12 protein-coding genes are annotated in these 12894 nt (G+C 44.1%); 5 read left to right on the top strand and 7 right to left on the bottom strand.

The window, feature by feature from the left end:
• Nucleotides 1-31: 31 nt before the first annotated feature.
• The 6 genes from K7G75_RS11810 to K7G75_RS11785 all read right to left on the bottom strand — a co-directional run bounded on the left by K7G75_RS11810 (nt 32) and on the right by K7G75_RS11785 (nt 7512).
• Nucleotides 32-484, bottom strand: coding sequence for a hypothetical protein (locus tag K7G75_RS11810; protein WP_222984448.1), 453 nt, complete (start codon nt 482-484; stop codon nt 32-34).
• Between the two features lie 2 nt (nt 485-486).
• The gene (locus tag K7G75_RS11805) at nt 487-2187 is read right to left on the bottom strand and encodes a hypothetical protein (protein WP_222984447.1); all 1701 of its coding nucleotides are present in this window, start codon (nt 2185-2187) and stop codon (nt 487-489) included.
• Nucleotides 2188-2419: 232 nt separating this feature from the next.
• Nucleotides 2420-4105 carry an alpha-amylase family glycosyl hydrolase gene (locus K7G75_RS11800; RefSeq protein ID WP_222984446.1) on the bottom strand — a complete coding sequence of 562 codons (1686 nt, stop codon included), beginning with the start codon at nt 4103-4105 and terminating at the stop codon, nt 2420-2422.
• Nucleotides 4106-4189: 84 nt separating this feature from the next.
• Nucleotides 4190-4966, bottom strand: a complete 777-nt coding sequence (locus K7G75_RS11795) for a carboxypeptidase-like regulatory domain-containing protein (protein ID WP_222984445.1) — start codon at nt 4964-4966, stop codon at nt 4190-4192.
• Nucleotides 4967-5041: 75 nt separating this feature from the next.
• On the bottom strand, nt 5042-6787 hold the full coding sequence (locus tag K7G75_RS11790) for a DEAD/DEAH box helicase (protein ID WP_222984444.1): 1746 nt from the start codon (nt 6785-6787) through the stop codon (nt 5042-5044).
• Nucleotides 6788-6930: 143 nt separating this feature from the next.
• Nucleotides 6931-7512 carry a non-canonical purine NTP diphosphatase gene (locus K7G75_RS11785; RefSeq protein ID WP_222984443.1) on the bottom strand — a complete coding sequence of 194 codons (582 nt, stop codon included), beginning with the start codon at nt 7510-7512 and terminating at the stop codon, nt 6931-6933.
• Between the two features lie 59 nt (nt 7513-7571).
• Between K7G75_RS11785 and K7G75_RS11780 the strand changes: the two genes are divergently transcribed.
• Entirely contained in the window at nt 7572-8024 is a 453-nt protein-coding gene (locus K7G75_RS11780; RefSeq protein WP_222984442.1) for a methyltransferase family protein, read from the top strand.
• A 145-nt stretch (nt 8025-8169) separates the two neighbouring features.
• Nucleotides 8170-10062, top strand: coding sequence for a phosphoglycerate dehydrogenase (gene serA, locus K7G75_RS11775; protein WP_222985022.1), 1893 nt, complete (start codon nt 8170-8172; stop codon nt 10060-10062).
• On the opposite strand, the gene rlmH is transcribed toward serA, so the two are convergent.
• Complete coding sequence (gene rlmH, locus K7G75_RS11770) at nt 10056-10529, bottom strand: 23S rRNA (pseudouridine(1915)-N(3))-methyltransferase RlmH (protein WP_222984441.1); 474 nt, start codon at nt 10527-10529, stop codon at nt 10056-10058. The two genes, serA and rlmH, sit on opposite strands and share 7 nt — an antisense overlap.
• 95 nt (nt 10530-10624) lie before the next feature.
• On the opposite strand from rlmH, the gene nadC reads away from it, so the two are divergent.
• The 3 genes from nadC to K7G75_RS11755 are packed head-to-tail and all read left to right on the top strand — an operon-like array spanning nt 10625 to nt 12891.
• Nucleotides 10625-11482, top strand: a complete 858-nt coding sequence (nadC, locus tag K7G75_RS11765) for a carboxylating nicotinate-nucleotide diphosphorylase (protein WP_222984440.1) — start codon at nt 10625-10627, stop codon at nt 11480-11482.
• 4 nt (nt 11483-11486) lie between these two features.
• Nucleotides 11487-12467 (top strand): YihY/virulence factor BrkB family protein, encoded by a 981-nt coding sequence (locus tag K7G75_RS11760; RefSeq protein WP_222984439.1) that lies wholly within the window; start codon nt 11487-11489, stop codon nt 12465-12467.
• Complete coding sequence (locus K7G75_RS11755) at nt 12457-12891, top strand: DUF2147 domain-containing protein (protein ID WP_262420341.1); 435 nt, start codon at nt 12457-12459, stop codon at nt 12889-12891. The genes K7G75_RS11760 and K7G75_RS11755 overlap by 11 nt, the downstream gene beginning before the upstream one ends.
• Nucleotides 12892-12894 lie beyond the last annotated feature (3 nt).

The following is a 12894-nucleotide window of genomic DNA, read 5'->3' as shown; positions in this document are numbered from 1 at the left end:
AACGCTTAGAAAAAACGTGCTAAAACATGCCTTATTCTTTGGGCCTATTTTGCTCAATCCATAGTTCCAAATCGCCCAATTTTTCTTTAACAAAGGATTTCCAGTCTATTCCTCTATATTCAAAGCCCACTTTTTTTAATGCATCCAAGTACCACTTTTGGTATTTGAACATTGGCATTCCATAAAAATCAGGTGTTTTCGCTCCTTTCTGCCATAGTTCGGCTAAATACCGCATAATTCTAATATTAGGTATTAGCTTTCCATTCAACTTTTCGTTATAGTCTCCCCAATGGTAAACTTCAATCAATTCTAATTCTAAAAGTTTTTCTATCGTATTCAGGCCATGTTCTCTGGCTTCCTCAGTAAATTCATTTGTATAGGTATAACCTAGATTTTGTAAAATACTAGAAATAAACTCAACACCTTCAGGATGGAACAAATCTATGTTTACACTTTTTTTATTGAACAGCTCTTCTTTTGTCATATTTAGGGATACAAAAATTTAACATTCCGTGGCTGAGACCAAATATTTTTAAAATCTAAAGTAATGGTCGCTGGAGTTTTAGATTGTGAAGCTGATATAGGTCTAAAAGTAATAAATTTACCATTACCCATATTAGCCGTAATAGCACCGTTCGCTTCAGTTGTTTTGGATATTGCATGTTTTGTCAAAGAATTGAAAAGCTCTTTAGCTTTGGTTACAGGAGAGTTTAGAGCAAATTCTCTTGTTGAATTATTGAACCCTTTTTTACCTAATAGCCCTACCTGCTTAACCACATCATCCAAAAGCTTGCCTCTGTACACCCATGAGATTGGGATTTTTTGCAGGAGTTTTACCGCCACGGTCGTACCCAATTCTAACAGTGCAATTTCTAAGATTGGAGTTACACCAGCTACAAAAGCACCCGTTATTGAATCAAATGCTCTATTGTTATAGTCTTCGGTAACTTTTTGGGCCACGGTATAAAAATCCTGTAGCTCAGCCTTGGTGAATGAATTAAAATCAGTAATAAGGCTATCAAAATAATCCGCCATCATTTTGCCTTCCTCTCCATGGAATTTCCGCAAACCTTCGGCCATCACTTTTATGGATTTGATGCAGTCATGGCCAATACCGCAGGGAACCTCAGGCAACATTTCAAAATCCAAGATCCATTTGGTGAAGTTTTTTGCATTTGAGTTCCAATTCTTTCTTGCCAAATACCGATTCAATTGTTCCACCAAAGAGCTGTTTTTCAACAAGAAACTCTGTTGCGAAGACGACAGGGACAGCCTACTTTTCATAAGATTCACCAAATGCTTGGTACGGCTGCCCGTATTGGCGGCAATACCGCCCCGAGCCCCGGGGCATTTGGCACAATCGCGGTCCAAAGCTTTTCGGTCCTGCTTGTTCCCCACTTGGAAAATAACCTGGCACTCTCCCGGGTGCTGGCACACACTGCCCGACCCGAACACAAAGGTGCGGCCGTCGGGCACCACATGGTACACTGTGGCCGTCAAGGAATAGGAAGCTAGGGTAGGGGCGGCAAAACCGCCGTTGCTCGGTGTGCCACCATAGCTACCGCCCGAACCGCCGCTACTGCCCCCGTTGGTCAAGTGGGTGCGCACACAGGGAATCGGGTCGCCATATTGGTCGTGCTCCATACAAGTGCTCTTGGAAGCAGCTTCCTCCCCAAAAACGGCATCAAAAGTGAACAGGTTCACCGTACCGACGAAGTAAGTGGGGTCAAAACCGCTTTCCTCGAACTCGGCAAAGTAATCCGGTTCACAGATGTATTGGAATACCTGGGGTTCTTGCTGCATGCCCAAACTGTCCACCCCGGCGACCACATTGTAAAAGATATTTTCGGGATCTTCGGGTTTGGTGAACCTAAAGGAATAATTGGTCTGGCCCAAGGTATCCACGGTCTGGAGCACCTCCTCGTCGATTTCAATGGCTTCTTCGCCTTCTTTACGGGTGGCGTCGCCTTCGAGGAATAGGTTTTTCCCGGCCCGTGTGCTCAGAAAGTCCGTTATTTTCGGAATTTGCTCCGAATCCACTGCCGATAAGGTGTACGGCCCTTCCTTGGAGGGGATGTTTTCGGGTTGTGCTTTGTTTTCAGGGAGTGTGGTTACCTCTTCTTTTTCGCAGGAAATCAGTTGGAATGCCATAGCACATAGCACCAACCCTACTAGTGGTTTTTTCATGGTAGTGTTAAGTTTTTAAAATGTATTTGGGTTGAAATGGATGTAGACCAATGCGAAGAGGTTGAAAATGATTTGGTCTATTAATCTGTACGAAAAGTAAAGCTTCTATTTCTAAATTGCAAAAATAACGATTCTTTTTTGTAAGTATAGTCTTTACTTTATGGCCGCAAAAAGAGTAAGTCGGGGTGGGTCCAAGTGGTCATCAAAGCTGAAGGACAAGGCGATTTCTTAATTAATCCACCAATTCCAATAGCGCAATATCAAACTGATTGTCGAGAACCACTTTGCCTTTTGTAACGGTCACCTCGGTTTCGGAATATGTGTCGTACAATTTGGTGCCGTCCCCAAAGAATCCTTTTACCCAAAGTGATTTTTTGCCCTTGGGCAAATCCAATCCGATGACCACTTTATCCTTGAAGTCACCTTGGGCATAGCTCCTGGAGAAAACGTATGGTGATTTTGCCAACCTATTGTGTTTTCCTGCCCCTACGGCCGGATGATTCCTTCTAAACTGTCCCAATTTCTGCCAATGCTTGTGTATTTTCTGTATTTCGGGCACACTGTCCAATTCCTCCCAATTCATGAAGGAACGCAGTGTGGCATCACCTTCGGCACCTTCAATGATAAGATTTCTTGATGTTTCATCACCGTAGTACACCTGGGATGCTCCCGGAGTCAACAAAAGCACGTTGGCCGCCCGATACGGTTTTTTACGTTCTTTATCAAAAGGAGCACCATCATCATGTGAGGTTAGGTAATTCAGCACGCTCTTGTCCTTTAACTTGGTGTTCAGAAGTCGGTTGTACTTCTTAAAAATGGTCTCATAGTCTTTATTGGCATCAGTTTTTAGCTCAAAATTGATAAGACTTTTGAAGCCGTTATCAAAAAAATCTACCTTCTTATCCCCAAAATCAAATTCTCGACCACCTGAAATACCATAATTGTAGACTTCACCGACCATGTAGAAGGGGTTATCATCCAAAATTTGGTCCTTGTGCTTTTTCTTCCAGGTATCGAAAGCATATTGGGCCTCTTTTTGTAGTTCGGCCCATGCATTTTCGTTGACGTGCTTTACCGTATCTACACGAAAACCGTCAACACCAAAGTCGTTTATATAGTCCGTGAGCCATTTGATGATATAAAATCTTGGAGCCCGCGGATAACCCGTACGCTCAAAAAATAGTTGGAGTTCGTCCAATTCTTGGCTCAAACGACCCTCCTTTTTCCATTTGGCCAGCAAGGCATCGGGGAGTTCCACAGCTTCATCGGACTCCGTGAGAATATCGGGAAGATTGTCCACCAAAGTACAGGCCGTTGTATTCTCGTACGTGGTAAATTCACATGTGGGGTCTGTCCTTACCCAGTCTTCGGGCCAAACCGGGTCTTTTTCGGTCACCGGTCCTGTGTGGTTCAGCACCACGTCCAGCAATATGCGTATGCCTTTAGCGTGTGCTGTTTTTACCAACTGCTCAAGATCCTTTCGGGTTCCGAAATTAGGATCGATGGCGGTCCAGTCCTTTGTCCAATATCCGTGGTATCCGTACGTTTTGCCGGTCCCTTCATCGGTGGCCCCGTGAACCTGTTCCACAACAGGGGTGAACCATATGGCATTGATGCCCAAATCGGTAAAATACCCTTCTTCAATTTTTTGGGTGATTCCCTGTAGGTCCCCGCCTTCAAAACCACGGAGAACCCCGGTTTCCTCAGTGCGATCAAAATTGATGTTTTTCTCGGGATTGCCATTGTTGAAACGGTCCGTCAACAAGAAATAGATATTGGCCCCTTCCCAAACAAAGGGAACATCCTTTTTATCTTGCTTGTCTTCTACTACTTGAACCTCTTTTTGAGCTTGTTTTTCAGCTTGCTTACAGCCTAGGAGCAATGAAATTATGGACATGGTCGCAAGTAGTTTTTTCATCTATCGGGATTTTGCCTAAAGCTATAAAATGAATGCGGAAATATAAAATTTATTTCCGGGGCAAAACCATGGTAAAGTTAGGGTTTACTTCCTGTTGAGTACTTTGTATTCCTCATAACAGCTTGAAATGGCGTCTAGAATCTGCAAATCGTTGGCCGTGTTGATGAACGACCTGCTATAGTTGCAATTGTTCAGAATGTCCTCAATATCCACTTTTTCCAGTTGCAGGAGTTCAGTGAGGGTTTCCCGGTCAAATTTGGACGCCAATAGGTTTCTGATATCCTCATCTTCCTTCATTTGGCGCAATTTTCGCATCTGCCTGGGTTTTTTTCCGAACAGGTTGCGCAACAGGTCCGCCGGGTTCAGAATGGCACCCAAGACCTTGGTGACAGCACTTGGACTCTTGCTTCCAGCTTCATAACTTGTGGGCAACCCAGAAATGCTATATTGATAGGCATTGTTGATGGGCAAGTTCTTGACATCAATTTCCAGATAACCAGTAAGTTGATAGGGACGGACAATGACTTCTTCCAGGGCATAGGCCAGCTCTGTCAATGCTATTTTGGTGTCCTCAAATCGGAACATATCGTTGGTAACCCACACCTTTTGCGACTTAAAACCCAAAAAAGACAGGTACAGCGTATCGTTTACTGCAGCCTCTATCGTAAACCGCCCCTTTTGGTCCGTAATGGTCCCCTTAACTTGATTGAGATTGATCACGTGAACACTCTCCAATGGAAAATCCGTTTGGGCATTGACAACGGTGGCGGTCAATTCTCCTTGCATCGATGTTTCACTCTCGGTCTGAGCGGAGCAAAGGATCGGGACTAAGATAAATAGGATAAGTAGGGTTCTTCTCATGCAATCTTTGTAGTCTCAAAAATACGAAACAAACAAAAATAAACAGCAGTCCGCCTTGTTTTAATATAGAATTAACTAAAAGAAACCAGAGCGTTTTTTGCCCCCTTTTTTTCCAAAACCACCTTTTTTTCCTTTTTTGAAGGATTTATTGTCCCCACCTTTACGATGACCACGGTTTCTTTCCCGTTTTCGGCCCCCCTTGCCACCGCTTACAGGTTTTTTGGAAACTTCAACATTGATGAAACGGCCATCTACCTTAAAATCGGTAAAGGTTTCCAAGATCAGTCCGGTCAGTTGTGCATCGGTGTTGAAAAAGGAGAAGCTGTCCTTGGTGTCCACGTTGAATACATCCTCTTTTTCAAGTCCCAGGGTTTCCCTAAGGAAATCCTTAAGCGACATCCAGTCATAACCGTCCCGTTCACCAACGTTGATGAAATAGCGTACAGATCCATCAGATGGCATCTGTTCGTGATCCATTCCCTTTTTGGAGCCCTCCTCCTCAGAGTTCAGGTCCTTGGTCTTGTTGTAGTAATTGTAGAATTGGGAAAATTCTACAGAGATTATTTTTTTGATAAGCTCATCCCTGTCAATACCATCCAGCACATCATTTATGGCCGGAAGATAATTGTCGATCTCAGGGTTGACCTCCGTTTGTTTGATCTTGCTGGCCAAATGGTACAGCTGGATCTCACAGATCTCCATTCCAGAAGGAATCTTCTTGGAAATGAAGTTCTGTTGTATCTTCTTTTCAATGGCCTTTATCTTGCGCAATTCCGAGCGTGTCACAATGACCATGGAAATACCGGACTTGCCGGCTCTTCCCGTTCTACCGCTGCGGTGTGTATAGGTTTCAATCTCGTCGGGCAATTGGTAGTTGATTACATGGGTAATGTCATCCACATCAATGCCCCTAGCCGCCACATCGGTGGCCACCAACATCTGAACTTGTTTTTTTCTGAAGGCGTTCATAACCATATCCCGTTGGTTTTGGCTGAGGTCGCCATGCAGTGCCCCGGCATTGTAACCATCTTCGATCAGTTTTTCAGCCACTTTTTGAGTGTCCCTCTTGGTCCTACAGAAAACCACCGAAAAGATATCGGGATTGGCGTCTGCCAAGCGTTTTAAAGCCGAATAACGATCTCGACCCCCGACCACATAATATTCGTGCTGCACCGTGGTGGCACCTGCATTTTTTGTCCCAACGGTTATTTCTACAGGGTTGTGCATGAACTTCTTTGCAATCAAGGCCACTTCTTTGGGCATTGTTGCAGAAAAAAGCCAAGTGAATTTTTCTTTGGGCGTGTTCGAAAGTATATCCTTGATGTCCTCATAAAAGCCCATATTGAGCATTTCATCGGCTTCGTCAAGCACACAATAATCAATTTTGGAAATGTCAACCATGCCACGGCCTATCATATCCTTCATCCTTCCGGGAGTGGCTACAACAATCTGTGCGCCACGCTTTATTTGTCGGGCCTGTTCTGTAATGCTTGCTCCCCCATAGATGGCCACGGTGTTCAGCCCCTTTACATATTTGGAGTAGAGTTTCAGCTCGTTGGTGATCTGGAGGCACAATTCCCGTGTGGGGGACAGGATAAGACCTTGGGTAGTCCTGCTTTCCGCATGTATCTTTTGAATCATTGGAAAGCCAAAAGCGGCCGTTTTTCCAGTTCCCGTTTGGGCCAGGGCCACTAAGTCGGTGTCATCTTGTAATAATACGGGAATTGATTTTTCCTGTACTTCGGATGGGGTCTCAAATCCAAGATCGGAAATGGCATCCAATAGGGGTTTGTCCAACCCCAGGGCTTCAAATTTTGTCATAATGGTGTATACCTAAAAAATCGCAAATATGCTGTGTTGCATAGAGCGATTTACTTATAACCTTTTAAGCTCCTCGCAACACGGTGCCCATACCGGCGGCGTTAATAAGGCGGCAAAGGTACACTTATTTTGTTCAGTGGGAGCTAGGTTAGCTTGTTTTTTAAGAATTCCACCAACTTTTGAATGGCCCGACCCCTATGGCTCATTGCATTTTTGATTTCGCCGGGGAGCTCGCCAAAGGTTTTATGATGGCCATCGGGCATGAATATGGGATCGTACCCAAAACCTTCCTTGCCGAACTTCCTTGTGGTAATCTGACCATCGACCCGACCTTCAAAAAAGTGGCTTGCACCAGCTACATTCAAACATATAACGGTTTTAAAGTGCGCTTTTCGGTCATTTACTCCTTCCAATTCGGACAATAACTTCGCCATGTTGTCCTCCGCATTTTTCTGTTCCCCGGCATAACGTGCGGAATAAACCCCAGGATTTCCATTCAAGGCATCCACAAGTAGGCCCGTATCATCAGAAAAGCAATCAAAACCATAGGTTTTGGAAACAAAATCCGCTTTGATCCTGGCATTTTCTTCCAGAGTCTCTCCTATTTCTGGGATTTCATCGACACAGCCAATATCGCTTAAAGACAGCAGTTCTATTGATTTGGGCAAAAGCTGCTGTACTTCCTTTAATTTGTGGTCGTTGTGGGTGGCAAAAACGAATTTCAAAACAGGGGCGCTTTAATTGAGCGCTAAAAGTAGTAAATTCGGAGTTCAACACGTATGGTATGCACATTAAGCTATTTCCGCCGTTGGTCATGTTGTTGTTTGGGATATTGATGTACCTATTAGCCAGATTTTTGCCGTTTGGCGATTTTGACTTTTTTGGACGTTTGCAGTTGGCCATTTTTTTGGGAACACTGGGAGTACTTGTCATGTTTTTGGCCATTTTCAAGTTTTGGCGCTCCAAGACCACCACCAACCCCATCAATTTGAAAAAAACGACCCAACTGGTCACTACTGGGATTTATCGGTATACCAGAAACCCGATGTACCTGGCCATGCTGCTTTTTTTGCTGGCCTTTGGACTAAAGTTGGGCAATGCCTTCAACACGCTGCTGGCGGCAGGTTTTGTGTATTACATGAACCACTTTCAGATTAAACATGAGGAAGAGGCCTTGACTTCACGTTTTGGAAAAGCATATCGCGTATACTGCAAGGAAACCCGGCGTTGGTTTTGATTCCGACCCCAGATATTTTTTACATTTTGAAATTTTTTAAAGTCGATTTTTGACATATTCATATTAATGATGGCTTTTTTTGGGGTTGGCCTACCGCAGACGGAATTTATGTTTAATTTTAATGCTTAATTTTTTTGAGAATACCATGGTGGAAGCGGGACGGAAATACGTTTTTGATTTTGACAGCACCCTGACCCAAGTTGAGGCATTGGATGTTTTGGCTGAAATCACCCTGAGGGATAAATCCAACAAGTCGGAAATCATAAAGGAAATCCAAGAAATTACCAACTTGGGCATTGATGGTGACATATCGTTCACCGAGTCGTTGGAACGAAGGATCAGACTTTTGAAAGCCCACAAGAACGACCTTGAGGGTCTGGTAGGCGAGCTTCGACAGAAAATTTCCAAGTCCATAACGTCCAACAAAGAATTTTTTCAGCAGTTTTCGGACGATATTTATGTGATTTCCTGTGGTTTTAAGGAATTTATAGATCCAATTGTTGAGGAATATAACATTCCCTCCGATCGTGTATATGCCAACACCTTTAAATTTGATGATGAAGGGAATATCATCGGATTTGACGAATCCAACGTACTCGCCATGCATAATGGGAAAATAGAGTGTCTTAAACAATTGGATTTGGAGGGTGAGGTGCAGGTCATCGGGGATGGATATAGCGATTATGTAATGCGGGAAGCCGGCATTGCCGATAAGTTTTTTGCCTATACCGAAAATGTGCACAGGGAAAAAGCTGCCAACAATGCAGACCATGTGACCCCCAATTTTGATGAATTTTTATTTGTGAACGATTTGCCCAGAAACATCTCATACCCCAAGAACCGGATCAAGATTCTTTTATTGGAAAATGTGCATCCCGCAGCTTTTGACAACCTGTCCAACGATGGTTTTTCGGTGGAGCTCGTGAAGCACAGTCTGCCCGAAGAGGAACTCATGGAACGGTTGAAGGGTGTGCACGTTTTGGGAATCCGCTCCAAGACCCAGGTAACAAAAAAGGTCTTGGATGCCGCAGATAAACTATTGGTGATTGGTGCATTTTGCATTGGCACTACCCAAATTGATTTGGAATATAGTAAGAAGAGGGGTGTGGTGGTTTTCAACGCACCATACAGCAACACACGCTCCGTGGTGGAAATGGCCATAGGCCAGATCATCATGTTGATGCGAAATATTTTCACACGAAGCACGGAAATCCATAATGGGCAGTGGAACAAAACTGCGAACAATTCCCGGGAGGTAAGAGGAAAAAATCTGGGAATCGTAGGTTATGGAAATATAGGCAAGCAATTGTCCGTACTGGCAGAGGCCATTGGCATGCGGGTCTATTATTACGATGTGCTGGAGCGTCTGGCATTGGGCAACGCCACAAAGTGCAGCACCTTGAAGGAACTACTATCAGTTTCGGATGTGGTTAGTCTGCACGTGGATGATAACAAGGCCAACGAGAACTTTATTGGAGCACATGAGATAGAACAAATGCGTGATGGGGCCATACTTGTCAATCTTTCCAGGGGATTTGTGGTGGATATCGACGCCTTGGCAGCGGCACTCAAAAATGGAAAGTTGGGTGGTGCCGCAGTGGATGTGTATCCCGTTGAACCAAGGAGCAATGGAGCTTTTGACACTGCCCTGCAGGGTATTCCAAACGTGATACTGACCCCGCATATTGGAGGAAGCACGGAAGAGGCCCAACGCGATATTGCCGATTTTGTGCCCAATAAGATCATGGATTATATCAACTCTGGAAACACGGTTGATGCCGTCAATTTCCCGACAATCAGGTTGCCAAAGCAGAACAAGGCGCATCGCTTTTTGCACATTCATAAAAATGTGCCTGGCATCATGGCAAAAATCAATGAGGTACTTGCCAAATACGAGATGAACATCCTGGGGCAATACCTATCCACTGACAATGAAGTGGGCTATGTGATCACAGATCTTGACAAGGATTATAACAAAGCCGTGGTCAAGGAGTTGAAAAATGTGGAAAACACCATTAAATTCAGGGTACTTTATTGATGATGATAGGGCTCATTCTTGAGAATGGTAAAGGCCCTGTACAGTTGTTCCACCGTAAATAACCGTACCATTTGGTGGGAAAAGGTCATTTTGGATAGACTTATCCTGCCATCGCTTCTTTCGTAAATGGCAGGACTGAAACCATAGGGACCGCCAATGACCAAAACAAGGTTCTTAATGCCACCATTCATCCTTTTTTGGAGGTACTGGGCAAATTCCACTGAGGAAAACTGTTTGCCTTGCTCATCCAAAAGAATCAGGGTGTCCGATGATTTTATCTGGTCTAAAATCAGGTCTCCCTCTCTTTCTTTTTGCTGGTCCTCGGAGAGCGTTTTTCTGTTTTTGATGTCTGGAATGATGTTGAACTCGAACCGAACATAGTGTTTCAGCCTCTTCTCATAAACAGTAATGAGTTGTTCCAGCTGTTCGCTGTCGGTTTTTCCAATGGCAATGAGGGTGATCTGCATCTTCCAAAAATAATTTTTATTTGTAAACAATATCCATGGACCGTGGATGGTCATGGGCGATGTTTTTAGTATTTTCGTTAAAACCCCAATTTAGGATGATATCCGAAGCACAGTTTCAAAAAGAAATTGACCTAATTATACAAAATGCCATACGGGAAGACGTAGGGGATGGCGATCATAGTTCTTTGGCCTGTATACCTGAATCGGCCAAGGGAAAGGCAAAACTGTTGGTGAAGGATGAAGGCATTATTGCAGGTGTTGCCTTCGCCCGGCAGGTATTTACTTATGTAGATCCCGATTTGCAAATGGAAGTCCTGATACCCGATGGAAGCCCTGTCAACTATGGGGACATTGTTTTTTATGTGGAGGGGAGCTCACAAAGCATTCTGAAAGCAGAGCGGCTGGTGCTCAATGCCATGCAGCGCATGAGCGCCATAGCCACAAAGACCAGACATTTTGTGGAGCAGCTGGATGGTACCGGCACCAAAATTTTGGATACTCGAAAGACCACTCCTGGCATCCGTGCTTTGGAAAAATGGGCCGTAAAAATAGGGGGCGGGGAGAACCATAGATTTGCACTGTACGACATGATCATGCTTAAAGATAACCATATCGACTTTGCCGGGGGCATATCCAAAGCCATTAAAATGACGCAAGATTACCTGAAGGAAAAAGATAAGGACTTGAAAATTATCGTGGAAGCGAGAAATCTTGGCGAAGTGGAGGAAATACTTAAATCGGAAGAGGTGTACCGCATCTTGCTGGACAATTTCAACTATGAGGATACTAAAAAGGCGGTAGCACTGATAGGAACACGATGTCTTACAGAATCTTCTGGGGGAATCGATGAAAATACCCTAAGAAAGTACGCAGAATGCGGTGTGGATTTTATTTCGTCGGGAGCGTTGACCCATTCGGTCCACAATATGGATCTTAGCTTAAAAGCAGTATAACACCATGTCAGAGGCTATAGAGGAGCGATTGGAAAAAATACCGGTGGTCAACTGGGTGGTGCGCCTGTTGAAAAAAATTAAGCTGAAGGCGTTCGAGGGTCTTTCCTCATACGACCTCCTTGAAATGTACGCCATGGGCATTGTAAAGGGAGCATTGTCCACTAGGGCGAGTTCCATTGCCTTCAGTTTGTTCATGGCCCTATTTCCCCTGTTAATTTTTTTGATTACCCTTATCCCGTTCATTATACCCTATGTAAGCGTGGGCAACGAAAATTTTGATGCCCAGTTTCTCTTGTTCTTGGAAAATTTTCTCCCATCGGCAACAAGTGAATATTTTGGAGAGATCTATCAACAGATCAAGGACCAAAAACAGGGCGGTTTATTGTCATCGGCATTTATACTGTCCATTTTTTTGGTGGCCAACGGGGTGAATGCCATTTTTGGGGGATTTGAATATTCCTATCACGTGGAGCTGACCCGGAATTTTTTCCGCCAATACGCCTATGCACTCATGGTGGGGTTAATACTCTCCATATTGCTCATAGCAGGTGCGGTGGCCTTCGTATATTTTGAATTTTATATTGTGGAATACACCAGTGAGTATTTTGGAAAAACCTGGGGCACCGATGTTGAGCGCGGCGATGCCATAGGCATACAGATTGCCAAGATCCTCTTCTTTATGGTGTTGTCCTATCTTACCACGGCCATTTTATATTACTTTGGCACGGCGGAAGGACGGCAGGTAAGGTTCTTTTCTGCCGGTGCCCTGATGACCACTTTGCTCTTTTTGCTTACCTCATATCTTTTTGGGGTATATGTGGAAAAATTTGCCCGTTACAATGAACTTTATGGTGCTTTGGGCGGTTTGTTGATCTTGATGGTATTTATCTGGTTGAACTCCAACATTTTGTTGCTTGGCTTTGAGTTGAATGCAACATTGAATTCATTGAAAAAAAGACATGAGAAACAGTTCAATGCATCATAGAATATTTTTTTTGATGGGTTCGTTGACATTTCAGACGCTATTTTCCCAATCGGTATTTGGCAAATGGAAGACCATTGATGACCGCACGGGCATAGAAAAAGCGATTGTGGAAGTCTACACGGAAAATGGTATGTTGCAGGCACGGATCGAGAAGATTTTGGAAGTGGGAAAGGAAGATGCGGTCTGCATCAAATGTGAGGGTGAATTGAAGGATCGGCCCATAGTGGGGATGCAGATCATGTCGAACTTTGAAAAAAATGATGATGGGGAATACAGGGGCGATCGACTTTTTGACCCTGAACATGCCAAGACCTACAGGGGAAAGGTATGGCTGGACCCCGGTAATACAAATAAGTTGAAGGTGAGGGGCTATCTGGCATTTTTTTACCGTACCCAAACTTGGCACAGGGTAAAGCAAGAATAGACG

Source organism: Flagellimonas meishanensis, from assembly GCF_019880545.1.
In the GTDB taxonomy this organism is placed as follows: domain Bacteria; phylum Bacteroidota; class Bacteroidia; order Flavobacteriales; family Flavobacteriaceae; genus Flagellimonas; species Flagellimonas meishanensis.
The sequence above is the reverse complement of the archived record's forward strand: the minus strand, read 5'-3'. Positions and strand labels throughout refer to the sequence as shown.